At 57.5% G+C, this 24,993-nt stretch carries 26 protein-coding genes; 18 read left to right on the plus strand and 8 right to left on the minus strand.

The window, feature by feature from the left end:
- Positions 1–122: 122 nt before the first annotated feature.
- On the plus strand, positions 123–779 hold the full coding sequence (locus ACQY4M_RS15620) for an IS1595 family transposase (RefSeq protein ID WP_428548211.1): 657 nt from the start codon (positions 123–125) through the stop codon (positions 777–779).
- A 161-nt stretch (positions 780–940) separates the two neighbouring features.
- Here ACQY4M_RS15620 and ACQY4M_RS15625 read toward each other — a convergent pair whose 3' ends face one another.
- Entirely contained in the window at positions 941–1,984 is a 1,044-nt protein-coding gene (locus ACQY4M_RS15625) for an IS5 family transposase (protein ID WP_428539221.1), read from the minus strand.
- Positions 1,985–2,044: 60 nt separating this feature from the next.
- Here ACQY4M_RS15625 and ACQY4M_RS15630 point away from each other — a divergent pair, with 60 nt between their 5' ends.
- Complete coding sequence (locus tag ACQY4M_RS15630) at positions 2,045–2,965, plus strand: hypothetical protein (protein ID WP_428545960.1); 921 nt, start codon at positions 2,045–2,047, stop codon at positions 2,963–2,965.
- A gap of 132 nt (positions 2,966–3,097) precedes the next feature.
- Here the strand turns inward: ACQY4M_RS15630 and ACQY4M_RS15635 are convergent, their stop codons facing one another.
- Both ACQY4M_RS15635 and ACQY4M_RS15640 read right to left on the minus strand, forming a co-directional pair.
- Positions 3,098–6,802, minus strand: coding sequence for an efflux RND transporter permease subunit (locus tag ACQY4M_RS15635; RefSeq protein WP_428545963.1), 3,705 nt, complete (start codon positions 6,800–6,802; stop codon positions 3,098–3,100).
- Positions 6,799–8,037, minus strand: coding sequence for an efflux RND transporter periplasmic adaptor subunit (locus ACQY4M_RS15640; RefSeq protein ID WP_428545966.1), 1,239 nt, complete (start codon positions 8,035–8,037; stop codon positions 6,799–6,801). Before ACQY4M_RS15640 ends, ACQY4M_RS15635 begins: the two co-directional genes overlap by 4 nt.
- A gap of 262 nt (positions 8,038–8,299) precedes the next feature.
- Between ACQY4M_RS15640 and ACQY4M_RS15645 the strand changes: the two genes are divergently transcribed.
- From ACQY4M_RS15645 to ACQY4M_RS15660, 4 genes are all read left to right on the plus strand, one after another.
- Positions 8,300–8,956 carry a hypothetical protein gene (locus ACQY4M_RS15645; RefSeq protein ID WP_428545969.1) on the plus strand — a complete coding sequence of 219 codons (657 nt, stop codon included), beginning with the start codon at positions 8,300–8,302 and terminating at the stop codon, positions 8,954–8,956.
- A gap of 27 nt (positions 8,957–8,983) precedes the next feature.
- The gene (locus tag ACQY4M_RS15650) at positions 8,984–10,378 is read left to right on the plus strand and encodes a PQQ-binding-like beta-propeller repeat protein (RefSeq protein ID WP_428545972.1); all 1,395 of its coding nucleotides are present in this window, start codon (positions 8,984–8,986) and stop codon (positions 10,376–10,378) included.
- A 48-nt stretch (positions 10,379–10,426) separates the two neighbouring features.
- Entirely contained in the window at positions 10,427–11,884 is a 1,458-nt protein-coding gene (der, locus tag ACQY4M_RS15655) for a ribosome biogenesis GTPase Der (protein ID WP_428545975.1), read from the plus strand.
- 107 nt (positions 11,885–11,991) lie between these two features.
- Complete coding sequence (locus tag ACQY4M_RS15660) at positions 11,992–12,267, plus strand: hypothetical protein (RefSeq protein WP_428545978.1); 276 nt, start codon at positions 11,992–11,994, stop codon at positions 12,265–12,267.
- 139 nt (positions 12,268–12,406) lie between these two features.
- Here the strand turns inward: ACQY4M_RS15660 and ACQY4M_RS15665 are convergent, their stop codons facing one another.
- Positions 12,407–12,919, minus strand: coding sequence for a hypothetical protein (locus ACQY4M_RS15665; RefSeq protein ID WP_428545981.1), 513 nt, complete (start codon positions 12,917–12,919; stop codon positions 12,407–12,409).
- Positions 12,919–14,211, minus strand: coding sequence for a serine--tRNA ligase (serS, locus tag ACQY4M_RS15670; protein ID WP_428545984.1), 1,293 nt, complete (start codon positions 14,209–14,211; stop codon positions 12,919–12,921). The genes ACQY4M_RS15665 and serS overlap by 1 nt, the downstream gene beginning before the upstream one ends.
- Positions 14,212–14,385: 174 nt before the next feature.
- Here serS and yajC point away from each other — a divergent pair, with 174 nt between their 5' ends.
- Genes yajC through ACQY4M_RS15690 form a run of 4 tightly spaced genes read left to right on the plus strand, consistent with a single transcriptional unit; the run spans position 14,386 to position 17,987 of the window.
- Entirely contained in the window at positions 14,386–14,724 is a 339-nt protein-coding gene (yajC, locus tag ACQY4M_RS15675; RefSeq protein ID WP_428545988.1) for a preprotein translocase subunit YajC, read from the plus strand.
- Between the two features lie 31 nt (positions 14,725–14,755).
- Positions 14,756–16,417, plus strand: coding sequence for a protein translocase subunit SecD (gene secD, locus ACQY4M_RS15680; RefSeq protein WP_428545991.1), 1,662 nt, complete (start codon positions 14,756–14,758; stop codon positions 16,415–16,417).
- A 4-nt stretch (positions 16,418–16,421) separates the two neighbouring features.
- Entirely contained in the window at positions 16,422–17,390 is a 969-nt protein-coding gene (gene secF, locus ACQY4M_RS15685; RefSeq protein ID WP_428545995.1) for a protein translocase subunit SecF, read from the plus strand.
- Entirely contained in the window at positions 17,391–17,987 is a 597-nt protein-coding gene (locus ACQY4M_RS15690; RefSeq protein ID WP_428545998.1) for a TSUP family transporter, read from the plus strand.
- A gap of 79 nt (positions 17,988–18,066) precedes the next feature.
- Here ACQY4M_RS15690 and ACQY4M_RS15695 read toward each other — a convergent pair whose 3' ends face one another.
- On the minus strand, positions 18,067–19,110 hold the full coding sequence (locus ACQY4M_RS15695) for an IS5 family transposase (RefSeq protein WP_428539227.1): 1,044 nt from the start codon (positions 19,108–19,110) through the stop codon (positions 18,067–18,069).
- A gap of 88 nt (positions 19,111–19,198) precedes the next feature.
- Here ACQY4M_RS15695 and ACQY4M_RS15700 point away from each other — a divergent pair, with 88 nt between their 5' ends.
- From ACQY4M_RS15700 to ACQY4M_RS15730, 7 genes are all read left to right on the plus strand, one after another.
- Positions 19,199–19,426, plus strand: a complete 228-nt coding sequence (locus ACQY4M_RS15700; RefSeq protein WP_428546001.1) for a hypothetical protein — start codon at positions 19,199–19,201, stop codon at positions 19,424–19,426.
- Positions 19,427–19,435: 9 nt separating this feature from the next.
- Positions 19,436–19,783, plus strand: a complete 348-nt coding sequence (locus tag ACQY4M_RS15705; RefSeq protein WP_428546004.1) for an Mth938-like domain-containing protein — start codon at positions 19,436–19,438, stop codon at positions 19,781–19,783.
- Between the two features lie 112 nt (positions 19,784–19,895).
- The gene (ccmA, locus tag ACQY4M_RS15710) at positions 19,896–20,513 is read left to right on the plus strand and encodes a heme ABC exporter ATP-binding protein CcmA (RefSeq protein WP_428546006.1); all 618 of its coding nucleotides are present in this window, start codon (positions 19,896–19,898) and stop codon (positions 20,511–20,513) included.
- Complete coding sequence (gene ccmB / locus ACQY4M_RS15715) at positions 20,510–21,166, plus strand: heme exporter protein CcmB (protein ID WP_428546009.1); 657 nt, start codon at positions 20,510–20,512, stop codon at positions 21,164–21,166. Before ccmA ends, ccmB begins: the two co-directional genes overlap by 4 nt.
- 53 nt (positions 21,167–21,219) lie before the next feature.
- Complete coding sequence (locus ACQY4M_RS15720; RefSeq protein ID WP_428546012.1) at positions 21,220–21,948, plus strand: heme ABC transporter permease; 729 nt, start codon at positions 21,220–21,222, stop codon at positions 21,946–21,948.
- Positions 21,948–22,103 (plus strand): heme exporter protein CcmD, encoded by a 156-nt coding sequence (ccmD, locus tag ACQY4M_RS15725; protein WP_428546015.1) that lies wholly within the window; start codon positions 21,948–21,950, stop codon positions 22,101–22,103. Before ACQY4M_RS15720 ends, ccmD begins: the two co-directional genes overlap by 1 nt.
- Positions 22,096–22,644 carry a DsbE family thiol:disulfide interchange protein gene (locus ACQY4M_RS15730; RefSeq protein ID WP_428546018.1) on the plus strand — a complete coding sequence of 183 codons (549 nt, stop codon included), beginning with the start codon at positions 22,096–22,098 and terminating at the stop codon, positions 22,642–22,644. The genes ccmD and ACQY4M_RS15730 overlap by 8 nt, the downstream gene beginning before the upstream one ends.
- 158 nt (positions 22,645–22,802) lie before the next feature.
- On the opposite strand, the gene ACQY4M_RS15735 is transcribed toward ACQY4M_RS15730, so the two are convergent.
- Positions 22,803–23,858: an IS5 family transposase gene (locus ACQY4M_RS15735; RefSeq protein ID WP_428542130.1), complete on the minus strand. Its 1,056-nt coding sequence runs from the start codon at positions 23,856–23,858 to the stop codon at positions 22,803–22,805.
- Between the two features lie 237 nt (positions 23,859–24,095).
- Between ACQY4M_RS15735 and ACQY4M_RS15740 the strand changes: the two genes are divergently transcribed.
- Positions 24,096–24,347: a YdeI/OmpD-associated family protein gene (locus ACQY4M_RS15740; protein ID WP_428546021.1), complete on the plus strand. Its 252-nt coding sequence runs from the start codon at positions 24,096–24,098 to the stop codon at positions 24,345–24,347.
- On the opposite strand, the gene ACQY4M_RS15745 is transcribed toward ACQY4M_RS15740, so the two are convergent.
- Positions 24,337–24,993, minus strand: coding sequence for an HAD family hydrolase (locus ACQY4M_RS15745; RefSeq protein ID WP_428546024.1), 657 nt, complete (start codon positions 24,991–24,993; stop codon positions 24,337–24,339). The two genes, ACQY4M_RS15740 and ACQY4M_RS15745, sit on opposite strands and share 11 nt — an antisense overlap.

Consider the following 24,993-nt stretch of genomic DNA (forward strand, 5'->3'; position numbering starts at 1 on the left):
CCGCTTGATCCGGGTTATCAGGCGTGGTTGGCTAAGGAGCAATGGGATATGAAAGCACCTTGAAGCGCGAATACAATTAGGGGCTGACCCAGATAACCTAAAAAGAGGTTATGATGGGAAGCATGAGAAAGAGTCGCCTGAGCCACTACAAGCAAGACCGTCTTACGGAGCATTTTGTTTCGGGATCGACAGCACGAACAGCAGCCAGTTTGTGTGGTGTAAACCGCAAGACCGCAGCGTTTTATTTTCTACGCCTGCGCGAGATAATCGCCTATGAGCTGGAGGCGGAAAGCCAAGCTATGTTCGGCGGAGAAATAGAAGTGGACGAAAGCTACTTTGGCGGCAAACGCAAAGGTAAACGCGGGCGTGGTGCGGCAGGTAAAATTCCCGTTTTTGGTATATTAAAAAGGGGTGGGAAGGTTTACACCAAGATCATCCCGGACGCCAAATCCGCCACTCTGATCCCGATCATAGAGCGCAAAGTCGTGCCGGATTCCATCGTCTATTCCGATTGTTGGCGCGGTTATAATGTGCTGGATGTGTCAGACTTCCACCACTTTCGCATCAACCATTCCAAGCTCTTTGCAGACCGTCACAACCACATCAATGGCATCGAGAATTTCTGGAACCAAGCCAAGCGCCACATGCGCCGATTTAACGGTGTCCCCAAGGCCCAATTTGGGCTATATTTGAAGGAATGCGAGTGGCGTTTCAACAACAGTGACCCTTCAGCTCAGTTATTGCTGCTAAGACAATGGGTTAAGCGTTACTTGAAGTAGTTATCTGGGTCAGCCCCTACAATTAATGCTGGGAAATAACTGATATGATTACTTCAGAAAGACCTCTGCATGAGGCCATGGCTTTCGGTTGAAGCAAGATTTCGGCCGCCCACCTTGCGCCCCTGCGGGTCCGGCGGACAGACGGGTGGCGGGGTTTGGGGCTATGCGATTGCGGGGGTTTGCGGGTTGAGGGTGATCCTGTTTGCGGCCTTGAGCAGGTTTTGCGCGATGGCGGCCATGACCATCTGGGCATGCACCCTGGCGCGCCCGAAATATCTCGCCCGCTGCAGGCCGAAGAGGCGTTTCATCGTGCCGAAAGTCTGCTCGATGCGGAAGCGGCGTTTCGAAATCAGCCGGTTGAAGCGTTTCTCCGATTGCCGCAGGGGGCGGCCGCGCGCTGCCTTGCGCAGGATGCCGTCGCGGTATTTGCCGCGCAGCATCTGGCGGTTGGCCTTGCTCGCATAGGCCTTGTCGGCCAGCACCCGCTGCGCCTTTGCGCCCGCGATCATGGTGGCGAATTCGGGGCTTTCGGCGGCATTGGCGGGCGTGGTGTGCACCTTGTCGATAAAGCCCTCTTCGTCGCAGCGGGCAAAGCCCTTGTAGCCGAGCGTGCTCTTGCGGCCCTTCTTGACCCAGCGGGCATCAGGGTCGGCGCTGAAATGCAGCTGTGCCCCGTCGGGTGAGACCTCGGGCGGATCATCCGGCGTCCCTTCCCTTGCCCCGTCCTCTGCCCGGTCCTGCGGGGCGTCGATATGGGTGCGCGGGCGCGCCGCCGCCGCGATCAGGGTCGCATCAATGATCGCCGCCTCAGCCTCTTTCAGCTTCAGCCCATGCGCCTCGATCTGGCGGCAGACCTCGGCCAGCAGCTCATCGTAAACGCCACCCCGGACCAGCGCATTGCGGAACCGGCAGTGGGTCGTCTCATCCGGCACCGACGCGTGCAGATCGAGCCCGCAGAACAGCATGAAATCCAGCCGCACCTTCAAGGCCCGCTCCAGCTTCGGGTCGCTCAGCCCGTGCCACTGGCCAACCAGAAGACACTTGAACAGAACCAGCGGATCATAGCCCTGAGGCCCGATCCCCGAGCGCCCCAGACCGCGCCGCAGGATCGGCAAAAACGAGTTCCAATCCATCAGCGCGTCGATCTTCGACAGAACGTCATCCGCGCCGATCCGTGCCGCCGCTTCGTGCAGGAAAAGGTCCATCTATTCACCCCAGAGATTTCCCGGCTAGCTTACCAAAACGGCCAACCCGGGGGAATCCCGATGTTATGCAGAGGTCTTTCAGATGATATTATTACTCTAAAGAACATAAAGGAATACAATGATCTCTGGTATTCATCTGCCCAAGAGGTTGATCCGGCTGTTTTAGAAGGGCATTGGCGTGATGTATTAACTCCTTTTGGGAAAGGCAAGGAATGGTTATACGAACTGACGCTGCAACATCAGCCCAGAACCGGCCGAATATTGATGAATGGCGGGGAACTCGGTCTCGGATGCAAACTACATGATGGCACCCACTCATTAAGCTATATATGCCATCTCTTCCAAGAAGTTCAGGGGCAGGTCATTGAAATTCCGCGCAATTTCAAAGGGGGTAATCCCAGCGATCCCGATTATCAGGACCGGATAGACCGTGTAAATGCCAAGTTAGCCAAAAATACAGAACTGTTCAAAGAGCGGGGACGTATACTAACAGCTGAAGAAAGGCATCTTAGCCTGCCCGAACCTATTCGTCTTGCCTATTATCACCGGTTTAACGGCCTGAATATACCCAACCATCCGGCCATCGGAATTTGCCCGCATATTTTACCTTATCCAACTAATTCCTGGTACCCAATTGAAGATCTGTTGGGCGATTTGCGCCTGAAGAAAAAATACCTCCCATTAATTGACGAGATGTTTCCGGATACAATGCCCGAGGCAAAAGACCTTGGATATGAATTCAGGGCCTTCCTGAACAGTTGGGGCAGTTTTATCGGCAAGAAACGCACGGACGGTGATCAGCTGTTTGTAAAAACCGAAGGCAGGGATGGGCTGGTGTATTATCTAAGAGATGCCGATGTGCCCAACCTGATGGTCCTGACCGACCCCGCCGAAGCGGTTGACCAGTATTGCGAATTTCACTTGTTGCGCAAGGAAGGCCGGTTCGATTTCAGACCGTGGGCTATACCCTATACGGGGTAAACAACGGGGTTGATTGATATTTGTTTACCTTAGCCTTTGTCCATACCACGCACGAATGGTGGGTTGAAATCCCACCCTACGGGGGGTGAATGAGGGGGTGTTTTTCTGGATAGAGGCGCCCCGCCCCCACACCTATTCCGCCGCCCGCAGCCGCTTGCCCTTTGGCCCGCGTGGTTTGGGCTTGGTGGGTTTTTCATCCTCTGCCTTGCCCGTCAGAACCAACACCGATTTTGGATCATCCGCTTGTGCTGGCGCCTTTTGTGTTGGCGCATCATCCTGCGTTTCATCCCCCCAAACCAGTTCCGGCGATTTTACCTTGCGGCTGGCGCGGTTCAGGGCGATGTCGCGGGCCTCGATACTATCACGACCAAAGGACAGCGCCTTTAGCCGGTTCAACGATCTGTATGCCCCCGCCGACAACCACACCCGTAGCGCCAGCATGGACGGGGTGAACACCAGTGTCAGCACCGTGGCGATACCAAGCCCGAACACAATCGCTGTGGCCAGCTGTTTCCACCACAGCGCGGTGGGGCTGTCGATGGTATATCCACCGTTAAAGAAATCCAGCGACAGGCCGAACATCATCGGCGCAAGCCCCGCCATTGTGGTGACTGTGGTCAGCATCACCGGGCGCAGGCGGTCCTGTGCGGTGCGGGCGATGGCCTCGAGCTTGGGCATATATTGGGTGTATTCCTGATAGGTGTCGATCAGCACAATGTTGTTGTTCACCACGATCCCCGCCAGCGCCACCACGCCGGTCCCTGTCATGATCATTGAAAATGCCTGACCCATCACCATCATGCTGATCAGCACGCCGGTGGTGGACAGGATCACCGCCAACAGCACCAGAACCGAGTTGTAAAAGCTGTTGAACTGCGCCAGCAGAATGATGAACATCAACCCCAGCGCGCCGATGAACGCCTTGCCCAGAAAGGCGCCGGTTTCTGCCTGTTCCTCGTTATCGCCGGTCCATTCCCATGCGATGCCCGCGGGCAGGGGTTTTTCGGTTTCCAGCCATTTTGTCAGCGTGGCGATGCGTTCGTTTGCGGTGATCGGAACTTCGGTTGTGGTGCCGTCATCGTTGGTCACGGATTTGGTCAGCCCGTCCAGAATGGCGGCTTTCACATCGAAATAACGGCGCTGGTCGACGCGGTCGATCTGGCCCAGTTTTTGCACCGGTTTGCGGCTGATGAAGTTGGACAGCGGCACCAGCCCGTCACGTGTGCGCACCCGCAGGCTGTCCAGTGTGGCCAATACGCGGTCCTGTTTTGGCAGGCGCACGCGGATCTCGATTTCCTCGTCCGAGGTATCGACCCGCATGGTGTCCAGCAAAATGCCGCGCGTCACCAGTTGCACCATTGCCCCCACGGTGCGCACGTCGGCGCCAAAGCGGCCCGCCTTTTCCACATCCACGTCGATCTGCCAGTCAATGCCGGGTTGGGGTAGGGTGTCTTCGATATCGTCCAGCCCAACGGTATTCTCGAATTTGGCCCGAACGGTCAGGGCGGCCTTTTGTAGCGCCTCCCAATCATTACCCTTCAGGCGCAGGTGCACGGGTTTTCCTGATGCAGGGCCGCGTTGCAGGTCCAGAATATCGGTGCGGATGCCGGGGATTTTGGCAAGGTTGGCCTTTAGCCGGTCCAGCACCAGATCGCCGTCCAGTTCGGGAATATCGGCACGTTCTTCCCACGGGATCAGTTCGATTTGCACCCGCCCGATGGTGTCGCGTGGTGATCCGGCCCCGCCGGTGTTCTGGCTAAGCCCGCCTTCACCGGCAAAGGCAAAGGCGCTTTTGATGCCCTTGGTGGCAAGGATTACTTTTTCCACCTCGGCCACGATGGCGTCTTTTTCGATCAAAGATAGGTTGCCGCGTTCACGCACGAAAACGATGGCCTGTTCGGGTTCGGATTTCACAAAGAATTCGGTGCCGTTGTTGTTTTTTGCAAACATCCCGAACACCACCACGACAAAACCGATCACAGCGGCGATGGTTACAATGGGCATCACCGGATTGCCGGTGATGAACCGGATCAGCCAGCCGAATAGCGAGCGGTGATACCCTGCGCGCACGCGCTTGGCTTTATGTTCAAACTTGGCTGCGTTTACTGTGACAGAGGCCAGCATTGTTGCGATCAGGAATGGCATGGTTTGCAGCACAAAACCCAGCATGCCCCCAACCAACGCGGGACTGTTTTGTTTGATGCCGTCAATCACGGCCCCCAACGGCGGGATATAGTCGGGGTTCAGCCCCTCCATTGCGCCAACGAACACCAGATATAGCGCGCCAATGGCCAGCAGGGCGCGGATGACCCACGGCAGCGGGCGCAGCAGGTCGGCGGCGTGCTCGAAACTGCGCGACATCCGCCCCGAAACACCGCCCATCACCGGCAGATAGACCAGCGCAACGACAAGCGAGGCGGACAGAACAAAGATCAGCGTGATTGGCAGCATCCCCATGAACTGTCCCGCCACACCGGGCCAGAACAGCATCGGCAGGAAAGCACACAGCGTGGTGGCGGTCGAGGAGACAATCGGCCAGAACATCCGCTTGGCGGCCTCGACATAGGCGTGCATCGGGCCAACGCCATCGCGGATACGCCGATCCGCGTATTCGACCACCACAATCGCCCCGTCCACCAGCATCCCGACCGCAAGGATCAGGCCGAACATCACGATGTTTGAAATCGCCACCCCCATCAGCGCCAACAGGACGAAACACAAAAGGAACGAGGTTGGAATTGCGAACCCCACCAGCAGCGCGCTGCGGGTGCCAAGGGAGGCCAGTATCACGATCATCACCAGCGCAATCGCCGTCAGAACCGAGCCTTCGAGCTGTCGCACCATGGACCCAACCGTGCGGGACTGGTCGTTCGAGGTGCCAACCTTGATCGCGGCCTGCAATTCGGCGGGCCACAGGGCGCGTTCGCGTTCTACCACATCACGCACCAGTTCCGAGGTGTCGATGATGTTATACCCTTTGCGCTTGCTGACCTGCAGCGCCACGGTGTTTTCGCCGTTATAACGCGCCACACCTTTGCGGTCCTCGAATGTCAGGCGGATTTGCGCCAGATCACCCAGCGTTACAATCCGGTCGCCATTGGTTTTGACGGGCAAGCTGTAGATATCCTGCACCTCGTCAAAGGACGACGGGATTTTCACCGAAAACGCGCCGGTGGCGGTTTCGATTTCACCCGCTGCAATCAACTGGTTGTTGTTCACCACCACATTGATCAGATCGGCGGCGGTGACGTTATAGGCCTCCAGCCGCAGCGGATCGATCACCACTTCGACCATCTCGTCGCGCTGGCCGGTCAGGGCGGCCTCGAGCACCGGTTCCAGTTCTTCCAGACGGTCCTGTAAATCCTTGGCCACCCGCAATAGGGTTCGTTCGGGCAGATCGCCGGTCAAGTTGACGATGATGATCGGAAATTCCGAGAAATTGAATTCGGAGATGATGTATTTATCGGCACCAGATGGGAAATTGGCCTCGACGGTGCTCATCTTGTCGCGCACATCGGCGATGATTTTCGATTTATCCCAGCCGAAATCGAATTCCATGATCACCACGGCATAGTTTTCCGCCGCCGTGGCCTTCATGGTTTTTAACCCATCCAGACCGGACAATTCGGTTTCCATCGGTTTGACCAGCAGTTTTTCGGAATCCGACGCCGAAATGCCGGGGAAGGGCACTGAAATGATCAGCATCGGGATTTCGATGTCGGGTTCGCCTTCTTTGGGCAGGGTGGCATAGGCCATTGCGCCCGCAATCAGCGACAGGATGATAAAGGCAAGCACCATTCGCGCGCGGGATGCTGCCCAATCGACGATACCGGTCATTGGCCGGCCTCCCGATAGGTGACATCCAGTTTAACACCGGCAATCACATATTCATGGCCCAGAACGATCACGTCCACCTTGTCGGGCAGCCCCGCAACCCAGATCCCTTCGGGGGTGTCGCGCAGGATGCTGACGGGGGCGAAGCCGGTGATGTTGTCAGGGCCGACGTAACGGATGCCAAGCGCGCCATCGTTGTTCAGGGTCAACGAGGACTGAGGCAGAAGATGCGCCTTGGTTCCGTCAGAGGCGACAATGATTTCAACGGTTTGCCCGTCACGGATGGCAAGGCCTGCATTCGGCACTTGGACCTCGACACGGAAGGTGCGGGTCAGAGGGTCGGCGGAGCGCGACAGGAAAGTCACCCGTCCCACAACCTCGCGTCCCGTGGCAAGACGGGCGCCCGCCATGGCGCCGACGGTCACCTTGTCGACCTCGGTTTCGGGCGCAAAGCCGACCAGTTTGATCGGGTCCAGCTGGATGATCGTGGCGCAGGGGGAACCGGGTTGCAGCAGCACACCCAGCTCAGCCGTATCTGTTTCCAGCAAGCCCGCGAAAGGGGCCGTGATGGTCAGGTTTTCAATGTCTTTTTCGATCGATGCGATCGAAGCATTGGCCGCTTCGATTGCCGCCTTGGCCGAAACCACGGCCGCCTTGGCGCTTTCGATGCCGGCCAACGCGCCTTGCAGCGCCGCTTCGGCCGATGCCGCGCGGGTTTCCGAGGCATAGCCCTGCTGGTTCAACCGGCGCGCGGCATTTTCGTTCACCTTGGCTTCGGTCAGCTTTGCGGCGGCACCGGTGGCGCTGGCGATGGCTTCTGGCAGGCGGGCCTGGGCTTCGATCAGGCGTGCCTTGGCCTCGGCCAAACGGGATTCGCGGGTGCCTGAATCCAGCTGGCACAGGGTTTGACCGGCCTCGATATAGGCGCCTTTACGCAAAGGCTCTGACACCACCTTGCCGGATGTTTCGGCCATTACGGTCACTTGACGGGCGGCTTCAGTGCGTCCCCTCAACATCACGGCGCTGTCGACCGTGCGGGCGGTGGAATGGATTGCTACAACAGAAACCAGCGGCGTGGCCTCTGCATCCGGTGTTTCGGCTGTTTCTTGCGTTTCGCTTTCTTCGCTAACCACACCAGCATTGCCTTTGGCAAAGTCCAGCAGGCTTTCGCGTTCAAATACCAACAGATACAGAAACCCGGAAACAAGGATGGCAATCAGAAAATGGAGCGGTTTCATTCGGGCCTCGTAATGGTTTCGCCGTGGCGAATAATAATGGTCAGTGGCACAAACAGCAATGTATTGAGCGATGCTAACCTGCGCGCAGTCTATAACTAAACTACCTAGTTCAGTTTAAACATGCAAGAGGCAGGTTAATACGCGACTTTGCCTTGTTCGCACCCCCTTGGCAAACTTGGCTGCAATAGGGTAAGACTGCGATGGAATATAAAGGCCAAATGCCCCGCGCGCATGTGGGGGAATGGCATCAGGGGTAGATACGTTGAGCGAAACAGACAGTTTTATCGAAGAAGTCACAGAAGAAGTGCGCCGGGACAAACTGTTTGCCCTGATGCGCAAATACGGCTGGATCGCGATTCTGGCAGTGCTTTTGATCGTGGGTGGTGCCGCCTATAACGAATGGCGCAAAGCAAGCGAGGCCGCCGCCGCACAGGCGCTGGGGGATTCGCTGATTGCGGCGCTGGAAATCGAGGATGCCACAGCCCGTGCTGCGGCGCTGGCCAAAATCACAGCCGAAAGCGAAGGGGCCAAGGCGGTCGTATCGTTGCTGGCTTCGGCCGAGGCGCAGAACAGCGGCAATGCCGAACGGGCGGTTTCGGCGCTTGCGAAAATCGAGGATGATCCCGAACTGGCACCGGCGTATCGCGAAATGGCGGTATTGAAACAGGTCTTGTTGTCGGGAACAGATATGCCGATTGCAGAGCGTCGCAGTAAACTGACATCCCTTGCCGTTGCCGGGGCACCGTTCCGGTTGCTGGCCGAAGAACAACTGGCCATGCTGGATATTGAAGAAGGCAAGAAGGACGCGGCGATTTCCCGTCTTCAGGATATTATCAACGATGTCGAGGTCAGCGCAGGCTTGCGCAGCCGCGCGTCACAGTTGATCGTTGTTTTGGGTGGCAAAGCCGAAGCCTCGTAATAAATCTCGGGGTCGGGAGGCGCTGATATGAATATTGAACATAAGAACAAGCAATTGAAGGGCGAAAATACTATGAAACTGACCCGGATATTTGCGGGGGTCGCGATTGCTGCATTGGTGGCAGGTTGCGGCCAAAAAGAAGAAATTCTGCCCGGAAAACGCCTGGATCTACGCACTCCACTGGATCAGGCTACGGCAGCCGCTGACGGAAATGCGGATAGTGCTGTTGTGACGGATGGTCCGGTAAACCGCGCGGTTCCGATCAAGTTGCCAGCACCGGTCAACAACGGGCAATGGACACACCGCAACGGCTCGCCCGAACATCGCATCACCCATCCGGCACTGGCCGCTTCCCTGACCCATGTCTGGAGTGTTTCGATCGGGGCAGGGGACAGTCGCAAATACCGTATCACGGCCGATCCGGTGGTTGCCGCTGGACGCGTATTCACGCTGGATGCGCAGGCAACCGTAATGGCGCACAGCACATCCGGGGCCAAAATCTGGTCGCGGGATATTACCCCTGACACGGATCGCGATGGTGATGCTTCTGGTGGTGGTCTGGCGGTTGAGGGGAACACGCTTTATGTCACCTCGGGGTTTGGCGAACTGGTGGCGCTTGATGCGGCTACCGGTGCCGAACGCTGGGTGCAAAAGCTGGATGCGCCGGCAACGGGTTCTCCTGCGGTGCGCGACGGAATTGTATATGTGACGTCCCGCGACAGCCGCGGGTGGGCGATCGATGCCGGCAATGGCCGGATCAAATGGGAATTGCAGGCGGCCCCGACCCCATCAGTGATGGTGGGCGGAACGGCACCGGCGGTTTCGGACAAGTTTGTCGTTTTCCCTTATGGTTCCGGCGAACTGGTCGCGGCATTCCGCAAAGGCGGGGTGCGGGTCTGGGCCTCTTTTGTGTCGGGTAAACGGCGTGGACGTGCCTATGCCGAGATTATCGATATAACGGGTGATCCCGTGATCGATGGCAACACCGTCTATGCCGCCAATCAGTCGGGCCGCGTTGTTGCGCTGAATCTGGGCAGTGGTGAACGCATCTGGACCGCCAAAGAGGGGGCCTATAGCCCTGTCTGGCCCGCCGGTGGATCGGTCTTCCTTGTATCCGATGAATCGCATCTGGTGCGGCTGGATGCAAAAACCGGCGAAACCATATGGTCCGTTGAACTGCCCTATTACACCAAGGATAAACCACGTCGCCGCAAAGATGTTTATGCCAACTACGGGCCAGTTTTGGCAGGCGGCCGTTTGATTGTTGCCAGCAGTGACGGTTTGATCCGCTCGTTCAATCCTGTAGATGGTTCGCTGGTTTCTTCTATCGAGATTTCGGGCGGGGCTACAACAAATCCGGTGGTTGTGAACGGGGTTCTCTATGTGGTTTCGAAAAAAGGCCAACTTCACGCTTTCCGTTAGGGGCGGGATGCTGTATCGGGGCAGCTTGATCTGTTTTTGGAGCAAGCGATGAGCTTTACACTTGCCATAGTGGGGCGCCCGAATGTGGGCAAGTCCACCCTGTTCAACCGTCTGGTTGGCAAACGTCTGGCGCTGGTCGACGACCAGCCCGGTGTCACGCGCGATCTGCGCGAAGGTGCCGCGCGTCTGGGGGATTTGCGCTTTACCGTGATTGACACGGCGGGGCTTGAGGAAGCGACAGACGAAAGCCTTCAGGGACGGATGCGCCGTTTGACCGAACGCGCGGTTGATATGGCCGATATCTGCCTGTTCATGATCGATGCGCGCACCGGTGTGACGCCGACCGATGAATTCTTTGCCGGGCTGCTGCGCAAACGCGCCAAACATGTGATCCTTGCCGCCAACAAGGCCGAGGGGCGCGCCGGCGAGTCCGGTGTGCTCGAGGCTTATGCGCTGGGTCTGGGCGATCCGCTGCGTCTGTCGGCCGAACATGGCGAAGGGATGAGCGACCTTTTGGCCCTGCTGATGCCGCTGGCCGATGAATTTGCCGAGCGCGCCGAGGCGGATGCGCCGGAAACCGATGTGGATGTGTCCGAGGATATGGACGACGGCGCCCCGCGCGTGCCAACCAAAGCCAAACCGCTGCAAATCGCCGTGGTGGGCCGCCCGAACGCGGGCAAATCCACGCTGATCAACCAGATGCTGGGCGAGGAGCGTTTGCTGACCGGACCCGAGGCGGGCATCACCCGCGATGCGATTTCGGTGCAGATGGACTGGGACGGCGTGCCGATCCGCATGTTCGATACCGCCGGTATGCGCAAAAAGGCCCGTGTGCAGGAAAAGCTGGAAAAACTGTCGGTTTCGGACGGGCTGCGCGCGGTGAAATTTGCCGAAGTGGTGATCGTGCTGATCGATGCCGAAATCCCGTTTGAACAACAGGATTTGCGCATCGCCGATCTGGCCGAACGCGAAGGGCGCGCGGTGGTTCTGGCCGTAAACAAATGGGATGTCGAGCCGAATAAACAAAAGAAACTCAAAGATTTACGCGAGTCTTTTGAACGCCTGTTACCGCAATTGCGCGGCGCCCCTCTGGTCACCGTTTCGGCCAAAACCGGCCGCGGCCTGAACCGTCTGCAAGAGGCGGTGATGAAGGCGCACGAGGTCTGGAACCGCCGTGTGACCACGTCGCAACTGAACCGCTGGCTGATTGACATGTTCGAGGCCCATCCGCCCCCGGCACCCGCCGGCCGCCGGATCAAACTGCGCTATATGACTCAGGCCAAAACCCGCCCGCCGGGCTTTGTGGTGATGTGTTCAATGCCGGAAAAACTGCCTGAAAGCTATTCGCGCTATCTGGTGAACGGGTTGCGTGACAGTTTCGACATGCCGGGCACGCCGATCCGCCTGTGGATGCGTTCACAGGCCGAGTCAAACCCCTATAAGAACAAGAAAAAATCAACCCCCAGCCGGTTGCGCAAACATCTGGACAAGCCACCGCACAGCTAATTGGTTGCGGGGCCGAGGTAATGGATTCCTGACTTTCCTTTACTGTAGGGCAGGTTAGGTTGACGTGTTTTATTTACGTAACAATATGTCAAAATTGGAGTTCATTTATGCGAGTATTAACCCTGCTACCGGCTGTTCTTTTGCTTTCAGCCTGTGTGGAAGCCACCACGCCCACAACCCAACCGGCGATGAAAAATAGCTTGCCAACCCCGATGCTACTGGTGGGCGAGGCCGGACCGGGCAACATCGCAGCCGGCAAATTGCAACACGATAAAATTGCTGTGCAAACCGATTTCAAAGGGCGTTCTGCCGGTATCGTTGCCTTTTGCAGCGGCAAGGCCGATGCCGTTCTGATGAGTGGTGATTTTTCTTCAGCAGAATGAAAAATATGTAAAAACCTTGGCGGAAGATGGAGCGCCTTTGGCACCCGCAAGGGCGCAACCATCTATGTGCGGTATGAATTGGCCGGCGAATTGTTGAAAAAAGCCAAAACCACGTTTCTGGGGTAGGTTTTACAAATAGTTACAGCCTGCCAAAGCTGACCCCGCGCCATGTCCAGCCCTTGCCCAGCACCGCCTGTTGCAAGGGCTTTTTCACCTCGGCTGTGTTGAAGCGGTAATTGTAAACCTGGCCCGGTTTCAATTCTTCGGTGAACGCATAGGCGGTGCCGAATGACACTTCGGATTTCTGACCGCGAAAACCGGACAACTGCAATTCCAGCGAGGGCACCCCGGCCTTCCATTCAATGGTGTAATCTTCGTCCAGTGCGCGGACCTCGTGTTTCTCTGCATCCAGCCGCATTTTGATTTTGAAGCATTTCTCCAGACCGGCCTTGGCGAAAACCTCGTACCATTTGGCGTCAACGATCTTCCATTCCGCCACCAGATCGCAACTGCTGTCCTTGCAGGCGCTGATCCGGTAGGGGGCGGTATCGCGGTTCAGGGCCAGAATGGCGGCTTCAACATCGGCGGCACTGGCCGGTGTCACACCGGATTTCGGGCGTTTGGTGCCGGTCAGAAAATCGAATAGTCCCATCAGATCAGTTTACCTTCTGTCGAAATACCGGTTTTGCCCCCCAGATAGGGGTGCAATGTGGCGGGCAGGGTGACCGAGCCATCCTGATTCTGGCCATTCTCCAGCACCGCAATCAGGCAGCGGCCCACTGCCACCCCCGAGCCGTTCAGCGTATGCACAAACTCGGGTTTGCCACCGCCTGCCGGTTTGAAGCGCGCGTTCATGCGGCGAGCCTGAAAATCACCGGCAACTGAAACCGAGCTGATCTCGCGATAGGTGTTCTGACCGGGTAGCCAGACCTCGATATCGTGGGTTTTTTTCATGCCAAAACCCAGATCGCCGGTGCACAGCACCACGGTGCGGTAGGGCAGTTCCAACGCCTCGAGGATGGCTTCCGCGCGGCGGGTCATGGCATCATGTTCGGCGGCGGATTCGTCAGGGTGTGTCACCGAAACCATTTCCACCTTTTCAAACTGGTGCTGGCGCAGCATGCCCGAAGTATCACGGCCCGCCGATCCGGCCTCGGAGCGGAAACACAGGGTGTGGGCGACATGGCGGCGGGGCAGGGTGGATTCGTCGATCACCTCGCCGTTGATGATATTGGTCAGTGGCACTTCGGCGGTCGGGATCAGCCACCAGCCATCGGTGGTTTTATAGCTGTCCTCGCCGAATTTGGGCAATTGGCCGGTGCCATACATCATTTCGCTGCGCACCAATACGGGCACGTTGGTTTCCAGCAACCCGTGTTTGTCGATGTGCAAATCCAGCATGAATTGCGACAGCGCGCGATGCACGCGGGCCACAGCGCCCGACATCACCACAAAACGCGCGCCGGACAGTTTGGCGGCGGTCTCAAAATCCATGCCATCCTGAACGGCGGCCAGCTCGTAATGTTCCTTCGGATCAAAGGAAAATTCTCGCGGGTTGCCCCAACGCTTGATCTCGACATTGTCGTCCTCGTCCGCGCCATCGGGCACATCTTCGGCGGGCAGGTTGGGCAGGCCCATCAGCATATCGCGCAATTCGGCGTCTTTGGCCTTGGCCTCTTCTTCAAGAGTGGCAATCTGGGCCTTCTTTTCCCCGACCAGCGCGCGCAGGCGTTCAAACTCGGCCTCGTCCCCCGATGCTTTGGCCGCACCCACCTGTTTCGAGGCTGCATTGCGTTCGGTCAGGGCCGCTTCGGCCTTGGCGATGGCGGCGCGGCGGGCAGAATCAATCGCCAGAACTGCCTCGGAAATACCGGACAATCCGCGCCGTGCCATTGCGGCGTCAAAAGCGGCCGGATTTTCGCGGATCATTTTAATATCGTGCATTTCACTGGTTCCCGATTGAATGTCATCTGTAATACCCCATATGCCCTAGACCGGCGCGGCTTTGAAGCCTTGATTTACATGCGGCATCTGCTTGCCAAGCAAATGGGCCACATATAGGGTGCGCGCAAAGTCTATAGGGCGTCCATGCCCACACCATACCAAGAGGACGACACAATGTTTGTTACACCCGCATACGCACAGGCCGCAGGGGCAGGAGCAGGGGGCTTCGGCGCGCTTGGCTCTTTCCTGCCGTTGATTCTGATCTTTGCTATCATGTATTTCCTGCTGATCCGCCCTCAGCAAAAGAAGCTTAAAGAACATCAGGCGATGGTTGCGGCGCTGCGTCGCGGCGATCAGGTTGTGACGGCGGGCGGGATTGTCGGCAAAGTGGTCAAGGTAAAAGAGGGCGGCGAAGTTGAAGTCGAAATCGCATCGGGTGTCAAAATCCGCGTAATCCAGTCGACCATTTCGCAGGTTCTGAACAAAACCGAACCGGCCAACGACAATAAATAATCCGAAACAAACGTAATATACAGGCAAACATATGCTGCAATTCGATCTTTGGAAGCGCATTGTCATCTGGGGGCTGGTCCTGATCGGCCTGCTGATGGCGGTGCCAAACGGGTTTTACACCCGTGTGGAACAACACAACGATGCGCTGGTCGAGATCGAGAAGTTCGGCAGCACACCCGAGCGCCAGGCGGCTGTGGCCGAGTGGCCCAGCTGGATGCCCTCAAGCCTTGTAAACCTCGGCCTTGATTTGCGCGGTGGTGCGCATTTGCTGGCCGAAGTTCAGGTGCAGGATGTCTATGAGGCCCGCATCAAAGGTATGTGGCCGGATGTGCGCGATGCCTTGCGTCCGGCACGTGATGTGGTCGGGGCGGTGCGCCGTCTGGATTCACCCCCTGATCAGTTGCGGGTACGCATTGACAAACCTGAAAATATGGATAAAGCACTGGAACTGGTACGGGCGCTGGCACAGCCGGTTGTCACGCTTGCCGGTGTCGGTGCGACGGATATCGAGGTTTCGGCAAACGGGGATGTAATAACCGTGCAACTGTCCGAGGCCGAAAAACACGCCATGGACGAACGCACAATCCAGCAATCGCTGGAAATCATCCGCCGCCGTGTGGACGAAGTGGGCACCCGCGAGCCGACGATCCAGCGCCAAGGCACAAACCGGATTCTGATTCAGGTGCCCGGTCTGGGGTCGGCGCAGGAACTGAAGGATTTGTTGGGATCCACTGCGAAACTGGAATTCAAACCGGTTGTAGGCCGCACGTCTGACCCCGATGCAAATCCCGGTGCTCGCAACCAGGTGTTACCCTCGCTGGATGAAGAGGGCGTTTATTACATTGTCGAAGAATTGCCGGTTGTCACCGGCGAGGAACTGGTCGATGCACAACCCACCTTTGACCAAAACGGCCGCCCTGCGGTGAATTTCCGGTTCAATCCGTCGGGCGGGCGCAAATTCGGCCAGTATACAGCTGACAATATTGGCGCTCCTTTTGCGATTGTACTGGATGATGAAGTGATCTCGGCACCGACGATCCAAAGTGCCATTCTGGGTGGGTCCGGCATTATCACCGGTAATTTTACAGTCGAGGAATCGACCAAGCTGGCCGTGTTGCTGCGGGCCGGGGCCTTGCCCGCCAAGATGAATTTCCTGGAAGAGCGAACCATCGGGCCGGAACTGGGACAGGACAGCATTGACGCAGGCAAGATCGCGGCGATTGTCGCGGGTGTTGCGGTGTTGGTGTTCATGATCCTGTCCTACGGGTTGTTCGGCCTGTTTGCCGATATTGCCCTGATGATCAACGTCGCACTGATCTTTGGACTGCTCAGTATGATCGGGGCCACATTAACCCTGCCGGGGATCGCGGGGATCGTTTTGACCGTCGGTATGGCGGTAGATGCCAATGTGCTGATTTACGAACGTATCCGCGAAGAACTGAAGGCAGGTAAAGGACCGGCGCGGGCAATCGAGCTGGGCTATGAAAAGGCGCTGAGTGCGATTATCGACGCCAATATCACCACCTTCATCACCGCTGTGATCCTGTTTGTCATGGGGTACGGCCCCGTGCGCGGATTTGCGGTAACGCTGGGACTGGGAATTATCACATCTGTGTTTACTGCAATTTATGTAACGCGGCTGATTGTTGTTATGTGGTTTGAGCGCCGCAAACCAAAACAGATAGAGGTATAAGACCATGAGACTAAGACTTGTACCCGCAGAAACAAATTGGGATTTCTTCAAGGTTCCTGTTCTGACACTGGGAATTTCGGGCCTGATGATGGTGCTCTCGGTGGTGTTGTTTTTCACCATGGGACTGAATTACGGTATCGATTTCAAAGGCGGCACCACGATCCGCACCAAGGCCGAAGTGGCCGTGGATGTCGGTGCCTATCGCGATGCGATTGCGCCGCTGGGGCTGGGTGATGTTTCAATCACCGAGGTGTTCGATCCTACCAAGCCAAACCAGAATGTCACGCAAATCCGGATCGAGGCACAGGACGGTGACGAGGCCATAACCTCGGCCACGGTCACCAAGATCGAGCAGACACTGAAGGCCTATGAGCCATCCATCAGTTTCGAGGCCGTCGAATCTGTTGGCCCGAAAGTATCCGGCGAGTTGATCCAGACCGCTATCGAAGCGGTGATTGCGGCGATTTTTGCGGTGTTGTTCTATATCTGGTTGCGGTTCGAGTGGCAGTTTTCGCTGGGGGCTGTGATTGCGCTGGTGCATGATGTGACCCTGACCATCGGTGTGTTTGCCCTGTTCCAGATCAAGTTCGATCTGTCGATCATCGCGGCATTGCTGACGATTGTCGGCTATTCCCTGAACGATACGGTGGTGGTGTTTGACCGGGTGCGGGAAAACCTGCGCAAGTTCAAACAAAAGCCCCTGAAAGACCTGCTGAATATGTCGATCAACGAAACCCTGTCGCGCACGGTGATGACCTCGGTCACCACATTGATTGCGCTGATCGCGCTGTTTGTGCTGGGCGGGGATGTGATCCGCGACTTCGTATTCGCGATGATCTGGGGTGTGATTGTCGGGACATACAGTTCGGTCTTTATCGCTTCGGCGATCCTGCTGCGCCTCGGGGTCAAGCGGGACTGGAGCAAAAAAGACCCGAAAAATGTCGGCGGCCAATACGCCAATATCGACGCCTAAATGCAGGCTCTGACCGAAGCCGTAGCAATTGACGGCTTCTGGTTGCTTGTCACTGCTGCGGCGGTTGCCGGTCTGGTGCGCGGGTTTTCAGGGTTTGGCACGGCGATGGTATATCTGCCCGTCGCCGGCCAGATCCTGACCCCGTTTCAGGCGCTGACGACCCTGATGGTGATGGATCTGATCGGCCCCTTGCCCAATATCCCCGCCGCCATCCGCACCGGCCACAAACGCGACATCCTGCGCCTGTCGGCAAGCACCTTGGTGGCCCTGCCATTGGGCGTGCTGGTGTTGGGCCTGATCGCGCCCGAAGTTTTCCGCTATGGTGTATCGCTGATTTCCCTGCTGTTGCTGGTTCTACTTATGGCCGGCGTGCGTTATCACGGCACGCTGCGCCCGCCGATGGTCTATGGCACCGGCGCGGTTGGGGGATTTCTGGCCGGCAGTGTGGGCCTGCCCGGGCCACCGGTGATCATGCTCTATATGGCCAGCCCGAACCCGTCCGAAGTGATCCGCGCCAACATTATGGGGAACCTCTGTAAATTCCCGTTTTCGCCTTCTTCGCGGCGGGGTGGACGGTTTTTCGCCTGTCCCGCCTGATTGCTTCGGATCATAAACCCATTTTCACCGGTTTCAAGCCGGTTTTGGGTATTTCAGGCACACCTCACCCCATGAACCCTTATCCCGGCGCCGCCAGGCCGCATTCGAACTGGACGAAGCGCTTCATGTTGTAGACCAGGTTCATCATCCCGATGCGAAATCGCGCCCGCTTCAGGCCGATGGAGCGGATCAGCTTGCCGCCCATGGAGCGCTCCTGAAAAGCGAATACATGCTCGACCCGGACCCGCACTTTCGAGCGCCTCCGGTTGGCCTTTTGCTGGCGCTCGCCAAGCGGCTTGCCGCGCCTGCCCTTGTGATGGATATGGCTGTGAAGCCCCCGCTCTTCCAGCTCGCTTTCGATCTTTTGCGAGCGATAGGCGCTGTCGGCCCACAGGTCCGATGAGGTGTTGCTCGCATCAATCAGACCGGCAAGCGCCTGGCTGTCATGCACGGCGGCATCGGTGACATCATAAGCGCGGATGAATTTGTGCCGCCGGTCGACATTGATGTGGTTCTTGTAGCCGTAATAGCTCTTGCCGTGCTTCTTCGTCCAGCGCGCATCCACGTCCTTCTGGCGCTTCTTGTGGGGTTTTTCCTCCCACTCTTCAGGCGTTTCGCCCGCCTTGATTTTCTCGTTCTCGTCCCTTTTGTTGTGCTGGCGCGGCGCCGGAACGATGCTCGCATCAACAATCTGCCCGCCCATCGCCAGATAGCCCTTTTCGCGCAGAAAGGCATCGAACTTGTCAAACAGCTCCTTCATCTTCCCGGCCCCGGCCAGCCTTTCACGGTAGGCCCAGATGGTCTTGGCGTCAGGTACGCTGTCTTCAATGCCAAGGCCGAGAAACCGCATGAACGACAGGCGGTCGCGGATCTGATACTCGATCTGATCGTCAGAGAGGTTGTAGAGCTGCTGCAAAACCATCGTCTTGAATATCAGCACCTCATCCCAAGGCGGGCGGCCAGCGTTGGATTTGCGCTGTTCGGGCGGCGTGCGCCATATGGCCTTCAGCTCGTCCCGGTAATCCTCGAACGGCACCATGTCGTTGAGCAACACCAGCGGATCACCAGATTTGTCCAGTCCCGCGTATCGGCTGGAAAGATCAAAAAATCCCATCTGACCCATGACAAAACCCCGTCGGTCGAATCATTTTCATCCTGATGACGATTCTACCCCGTCAGGCCGGATTTTGGGGGATTTTTAGAGGTTCCCTATGGTTTATCTGTTGTTGTGCGATTTGATGATGATCGGTGTGCTGCATCTGAACGGGTATTTACAAGTCTCGGCTGTGGCCTTGGGCGCGTTGCTAATCGTGCCTTATCTGGCGGCGAATGTGCTGGGCGGCTGGCTGTTTCGGCCAGGATATGAACGCCTCTATCGCGTCATTGCCTATTTCATTATCGCCGCATCGGCGCTAAACGGGATGCCACTGTTTGACTAAGGATCGACCATGCAATTCACAGAAGTCGAGTTTAAGGATGTTCAGCCGATAGACGGTTTTGGCCCGGGTTTTTTCCGCATTGGTGGCAGGGTTTACGAGGGGGCGCTGCTGGTGCAGCCCAACTCGGTTGTATCCTGGGGTGGTTACGAGGATTCGGCGGCCTTAATGGCGCTAGAGGTGGATGTGCTGTTTTTCGGCACAGGGGCCGAGACCGCTTTTATCCCGCGGGATTTGCGTGAGGCACTGGAAAAGGCGGGGATCGGGGTAGAACCGATGGCCAGCCCTGCGGCGTGCCGCACCTATAATGTGTTGCTGGCCGAAGGGCGTCGGATCGCGGCGGCGTTGTTGCCTGTTTAACGCTTTGTTCCAAAAAGATTCCATGCCTGTAGCGCAGTTATTTCAGGAACAAAGATGGGGGTGACCTTTTCGCGTCTTTTCGCAAGCGGCGCTATGGGGTATGCGGGTGGTTATGGAATTGATGAAAGTTACAAACCTTGCTTGCACCCGTGGTGGTGTGGCGGTTCTGGAAGGGGTGGATTTCACCCTGAAGGCGGGGCAGATTTTGATGCTGCGCGGGCCTAACGGCATTGGCAAGACCACGCTGTTGCGCACCCTTGCGGGGTTGCAACCGGCGCTCGAGGGCACGGTTGAGGCCGCGCCGGATGCTTTGACCTATGGGGCACACGCGGACGGGTTGAAATCGACCCTGACGGTAACGGAAAACCTGAAGTTCTGGGCGCGGGTGTATGGTGTGGCCGATATTGCCCCTGCACTAAAGGCGTTCAATCTGGAAGATTTGAAAGACCGCGCGGCGCATAACCTGTCTGCGGGGCAAAAACGCCGCCTTGGTCTGGCGCGTCTGTTGGTGACGGGGCGGCCTGTCTGGGCGCTGGACGAACCGACGGTTTCGCTGGATGTGGCCAGTGTCGGGCTGTTTGCCGATGCGGTGCAGGCGCATTGTGCCGCCGGTGGTGCGGCGCTGATTGCCACGCATATTGATATGGGTTTGGAGGCCGATGTTCTGGACCTGACCGGCAACAAGGCCAAGCCGCGTGATCTGGCCGGATTTGACGAGGCATTCGAATGATTGCAATTCTGCTACGCGATATGCGGCTGGCGATGCGCGCAGGCGGGGGCTTTGGCCTTGGGCTTGCGTTTTTCCTGATTGTGGTGGTGCTGGTGCCCTTTGGTGTTGGGCCGGAAAGCGAATTGCTGGGCAAGATCGCGCCCGGCATTCTGTGGGTAGGGGCGCTGCTTGCGTGCCTGTTGTCGCTGGACCGCATTTTTGCGCTGGATTTCGAGGATGGCTCGCTTGACCTGCTGGCCACGGCCCCCGTGCCGCTGGAAGGGGTGGTGGCGATGAAGGCCTTTGCACATTGGCTGACCACCGGCCTGCCGTTGACCATCGCAGCACCCTTTCTGGCGGTATTGCTGAACATGCCGGATCAGGGGTTTGTCTGGCTGGTGGTAACGCTGGGGCTGGGCACACCGGCGCTGTCGTTCATCGGCACATTCGGGGCAGCCCTGACCGTGGGCCTGAAGCGCGGTGGCCTGCTGCTGTCGTTGCTGGTGCTGCCGTTATACGTGCCAACGCTGATTTTCGGGGCCGAAGCTTTGCGCCGAGGCACCTTGGGCATGGACAATATGACACCACTGTTAATGCTGGCCGGAATCACCGCAGGCGTGGTCGCGCTGCTTCCATTTGTAGCGGCTGCAACCATACGCATCAATTTGCGTTAGACGGGGTGTAGGGGTTAATATGACGGCGGAAACGAACGCTTGAAGGTGGGTTAATGTCACTCTGGGAATATGCCAATCCAAAGAAATTCATGCAGACCTCGGGGATATTCCTGCCGTGGTTTGCGGCCCTTGCGATTATCCTGTTCACGGTCGGGCTGATCTGGGGGTATTTCTTTACGCCCGAGGCTGAGAACTTCGGCTCGTCTGTGAAAATCATCTTTGTGCATGTGCCTTCGGCGATGATGGCAATCAACATATGGGTAATGATGCTGGTCACCTCATTGGTCTGGCTGATCCGCCGCCACCATGTTTCGGCACTGGCGGCCAAGGCGGCCGCGCCCATCGGCATGACAATGACGCTGATTGCGCTGTTCACCGGCGCGATCTGGGGGCAACCGATGTGGGGCACTTATTGGGCGTGGGATCCGCGGCTAACGTCCTTTCTGGTGCTGTTCCTGTTCTATCTGGGCTATATCGCCCTGTGGGAAGCAATTGATGACCCCGATACCGCCGCCGATCTGACGGCGGTTCTATGTCTTGTCGGTTCGGTCTTTGCGGTGCTCAGCCGGTATGCGGTGAACTTCTGGAATCAGGGGCTACATCAGGGCGCGTCGTTGTCGCTGGACAAAGAGGAACATGTCAATTCTGCCTATTCAAACCCGCTCTATGTCTGTATCGCGGCGTTCATATTACTATTCATAACGCTGGTGCTGATGCGCACCCGCACCGAAATTCGCAGCCGCCGCCTTAAGGCGCTACTCGCACGGGAGCGTATGGGATGATGCCTGATCTGGGAAAATATCAAAATGAGGTGATCGCGTCTTATGCGGTGACTTTATTGTTGCTCCTGGCGCTGTTGCTGTTTAGCTGGGTCCGTGGCCGTCGCGTGGCAAAAGCGCTGCGCGAGGTCGAGGAACGGCGGGCAAAGAATGGCTGAGAAACGCAAGATTAACATATTGGCGATCCTGCCGATCGCTATCTTTGTGGCGCTGGTCGCGGCATTTTTCATTCCGGGCCTTGGACGCGAAGATCCCAAGAATATTCCTTCAACCCGTGTTGGCAGCCCTGCACCGACGCTGTTCATTAGCAAGGATCAGGATCCTGCCAAGGGATTTACCGACAATACCTTGCGCGAGGACGGCATAAAGATGATTAATTTCTGGGCGTCATGGTGTGGGCCGTGTCGGGCAGAACACCCCAATCTTATGAAACTGGCCAAAGGCGGCTTGCGGATTTATGGGGTGAACTACAAGGATCGTAAAGAAGATGCCGATCGTTTTTTGTCCAGTCTGGGGAACCCGTTTACGGCAATTCTGACGGATTCCAAGGGACGCAACGGAATTGAATGGGGGATTACCGGCGTGCCCGAAAGCCTGTTGATCGATAGCGACGGCATTATCCTGTGGCATTATCGCGGGCCAATCACCCAGAGCATTATTGACAAGCAGATACAGCCAGTGCTTGACGCGAACAAATAGGCCCTAATGCAAAGTCACCAAGGCTAGTAAAACCAGCATCAGAGTTTCTATTAGAAAGACCTCTGCATGAGGCCATGGCTTTCGGTTGAAGCAAGATATCGGCCGCCCACCTTGCGCCCCTGCGGGTCCGGCGGACAGACGGGTGGCGGGGTTTGGGGCTATGCGATTGCGGGGGTTTGCGGGTTGAGGGTGATCCTGTTTGCGGCCTTGAGCAGGTTTTGCGCGATGGCGGCCATGACCATCTGGGCATGCACCCTGGCGCGCCCGAAATATCTCGCCCGCTGCAGGCCGAAGAGGCGTTTCATCGTGCCGAAAGTCTGCTCGATGCGGAAGCGGCGTTTCGAAATCAGCCGGTTGAAGCGTTTCTCCGATTGCCGCAGGGGGCGGCCGCGCGCTGCCTTGCGCAGGATGCCGTCGCGGTATTTGCCGCGCAGCATCTGGCGGTTGGCCTTGCTCGCATAGGCCTTGTCGGCCAGCACCCGCTGCGCCTTTGCGCCCGCGATCATGGTGGCGAATTCGGGGCTTTCGGCGGCATTGGCGGGCGTGGTGTGCACCTTGTCGATAAAGCCCTCTTCGTCGCAGCGGGCAAAGCCCTTGTAGCCGAGCGTGCTCTTGCGGCCCTTCTTGACCCAGCGGGCATCAGGGTCGGCGCTGAAATGCAGCTGTGCCCCGTCGGGTGAGACCTCGGGCGGATCATCCGGCGTCCCTTCCCTTGCCCCGTCCTCTGCCCGGTCCTCTGCCCGGTCCTGCGGGGCGTCGATATGGGTGCGCGGGCGCGCCGCCGCCGCGATCAGGGTCGCATCAATGATCGCCGCCTCAGCCTCTTTCAGCTTCAGCCCATGCGCCTCGATCTGGCGGCAGACCTCGGCCAGCAGCTCATCGTAAACGCCACCCCGGACCAGCGCATTGCGGAACCGGCAGTGGGTCGTCTCATCCGGCACCGACGCGTGCAGATCGAGCCCGCAGAACAGCATGAAATCCAGCCGCACCTTCAAGGCCCGCTCCAGCTTCGGGTCGCTCAGCCCGTGCCACTGGCCAACCAGAAGACACTTGAACAGAACCAGCGGATCATAGCCCTGAGGCCCGATCCCCGAGCGCCCCAGACCGCGCCGCAGGATCGGCAAAAACGAGTTCCAATCCATCAGCGCGTCGATCTTCGACAGAACGTCATCCGCGCCGATCCGTGCCGCCGCTTCGTGCAGGAAAAGGTCCATCTATTCACCCCAGAGATTTCCCGGCTAGCTTACCAAAACGGCCAACCCGGGGGAATCCCGATGTTATGCAGAGGTCTTTTAGAGGGATGGGCAAGGCCAGATCCGTGGTGCGGGCTGTGGGTGGGGTCAAATCAATCATAGAGGCTGCTATAAGGTGATTTCGTTAACGGAATACCAATGCGCTGTCAGTAAATAGGGTTCCTTTTGTAAAAGTATCTGTTGGTATATCATCCCGATATGACCTTGAAACGTGCCAAACAGAAGATGCCGGAATTCGTTGCCGATGCGCTGCGGGATAATGATCTGGCAAAAGCGTATCAACAACGCCCGCCTTACCAGCGCAATGATTATCTGGCGTGGATCAACAGGGCCGTTCGCGATGAAACCAAACAGAAACGGTTGGCGCAAATGCTGGATGAATTGCGGGTAGGCGATGTGTATATGAAAATGGCTTGGGCTGCTCCACAGGCTAACAAGGCTAATCCCTGATCAATCCAATCATCCGTGCCCCCTGCAATATATCCGGCGCAATCGTGTGCCCCAGCTTTTGCATTTCAGGGGCAGGGGCATTGATGTCGGGCACCTGAACCGTGCGCGCGCCCGATGTATAGGCGGCAGTTGTGCCCGGGTCACTGTCCTCGAAGGCGGCGCAATTTCTGGCCTGCACGCCAAGGCTGGTCGCCGCGGCATGATAGATATCGGGTGCCGGTTTGCCGTGCTGCACTTGTTCGCCGCCGGTTACGGTTTGGAAATACGGCAAAATCCCCGCGATTTCCAAATGTTCCCGCGCTTTGGCGGTTTGGGTCGAGGTGGCAACGGCGCAGGGCAGCCCCTGATCTTGCAACAGCTTTAGCAATATCTGAACCCCGTCTTTTAACGGAATTCCCAACGCCATCCGGTCGCGGATGTGCGCATACCAGTCGTTGTAAAACATCTGGTAATCGACGCGTCCGCCCAGTGCCTTTCGCAAGATCACTTCGCCCGCATCCTGCCGCAGACCGATCAGACAAAAGACCACGTCGTCCATATCCGGCAGGTCAAAATCGACGGTGGCCTGCCTGAAACATCCGACGACCAGCCGCTCGCTATCGAGTAGCAGGCCGTCCATGTCGAATAAGACGCCCTGATAGGGCAT

The organism is Profundibacter sp., from assembly GCF_965277155.1.
GTDB lineage: Bacteria > Pseudomonadota > Alphaproteobacteria > Rhodobacterales > Rhodobacteraceae > Profundibacter.

Excerpts from the sequence above, each read along its gene's own strand:
- ACQY4M_RS15735 (WP_428542130.1), bottom strand. The coding sequence starts at position 23,858 with ATGGACCTTTTCCTGCACGAAGCGGCGGCACGGATCGGCGCGGATGAC.
- ccmD (WP_428546015.1), top strand. The coding sequence starts at position 21,948 with ATGCCTGATCTGGGAAAATATCAAAATGAGGTGATCGCGTCTTATGCG.
- ACQY4M_RS15695 (WP_428539227.1), bottom strand. The coding sequence starts at position 19,110 with ATGGGTCAGATGGGATTTTTTGATCTTTCCAGCCGATACGCGGGACTG.
- ACQY4M_RS15665 (WP_428545981.1), bottom strand. The coding sequence starts at position 12,919 with ATGGGACTATTCGATTTTCTGACCGGCACCAAACGCCCGAAATCCGGT.
- ccmA (WP_428546006.1), top strand. The coding sequence starts at position 19,896 with ATGGAATTGATGAAAGTTACAAACCTTGCTTGCACCCGTGGTGGTGTG.
- ACQY4M_RS15620 (WP_428548211.1), top strand. The coding sequence starts at position 123 with ATGAGAAAGAGTCGCCTGAGCCACTACAAGCAAGACCGTCTTACGGAG.
- yajC (WP_428545988.1), top strand. The coding sequence starts at position 14,386 with ATGTTTGTTACACCCGCATACGCACAGGCCGCAGGGGCAGGAGCAGGG.
- ACQY4M_RS15720 (WP_428546012.1), top strand. The coding sequence starts at position 21,220 with ATGTCACTCTGGGAATATGCCAATCCAAAGAAATTCATGCAGACCTCG.
- ACQY4M_RS15640 (WP_428545966.1), bottom strand. The coding sequence starts at position 8,037 with ATGAAACCGCTCCATTTTCTGATTGCCATCCTTGTTTCCGGGTTTCTG.
- ACQY4M_RS15625 (WP_428539221.1), bottom strand. The coding sequence starts at position 1,984 with ATGGACCTTTTCCTGCACGAAGCGGCGGCACGGATCGGCGCGGATGAC.
- ACQY4M_RS15650 (WP_428545972.1), top strand. The coding sequence starts at position 8,984 with ATGAATATTGAACATAAGAACAAGCAATTGAAGGGCGAAAATACTATG.
- serS (WP_428545984.1), bottom strand. The coding sequence starts at position 14,211 with ATGCACGATATTAAAATGATCCGCGAAAATCCGGCCGCTTTTGACGCC.
- ACQY4M_RS15740 (WP_428546021.1), top strand. The coding sequence starts at position 24,096 with ATGACCTTGAAACGTGCCAAACAGAAGATGCCGGAATTCGTTGCCGAT.
- ACQY4M_RS15745 (WP_428546024.1), bottom strand. The coding sequence starts at position 24,993 with ATGCCCTATCAGGGCGTCTTATTCGACATGGACGGCCTGCTACTCGAT.
- secD (WP_428545991.1), top strand. The coding sequence starts at position 14,756 with ATGCTGCAATTCGATCTTTGGAAGCGCATTGTCATCTGGGGGCTGGTC.
- ACQY4M_RS15700 (WP_428546001.1), top strand. The coding sequence starts at position 19,199 with ATGGTTTATCTGTTGTTGTGCGATTTGATGATGATCGGTGTGCTGCAT.
- ACQY4M_RS15705 (WP_428546004.1), top strand. The coding sequence starts at position 19,436 with ATGCAATTCACAGAAGTCGAGTTTAAGGATGTTCAGCCGATAGACGGT.
- der (WP_428545975.1), top strand. The coding sequence starts at position 10,427 with ATGAGCTTTACACTTGCCATAGTGGGGCGCCCGAATGTGGGCAAGTCC.
- ACQY4M_RS15630 (WP_428545960.1), top strand. The coding sequence starts at position 2,045 with ATGTTATGCAGAGGTCTTTCAGATGATATTATTACTCTAAAGAACATA.
- ccmB (WP_428546009.1), top strand. The coding sequence starts at position 20,510 with ATGATTGCAATTCTGCTACGCGATATGCGGCTGGCGATGCGCGCAGGC.
- secF (WP_428545995.1), top strand. The coding sequence starts at position 16,422 with ATGAGACTAAGACTTGTACCCGCAGAAACAAATTGGGATTTCTTCAAG.
- ACQY4M_RS15660 (WP_428545978.1), top strand. The coding sequence starts at position 11,992 with ATGCGAGTATTAACCCTGCTACCGGCTGTTCTTTTGCTTTCAGCCTGT.
- ACQY4M_RS15730 (WP_428546018.1), top strand. The coding sequence starts at position 22,096 with ATGGCTGAGAAACGCAAGATTAACATATTGGCGATCCTGCCGATCGCT.
- ACQY4M_RS15690 (WP_428545998.1), top strand. The coding sequence starts at position 17,391 with ATGCAGGCTCTGACCGAAGCCGTAGCAATTGACGGCTTCTGGTTGCTT.
- ACQY4M_RS15635 (WP_428545963.1), bottom strand. The coding sequence starts at position 6,802 with ATGACCGGTATCGTCGATTGGGCAGCATCCCGCGCGCGAATGGTGCTT.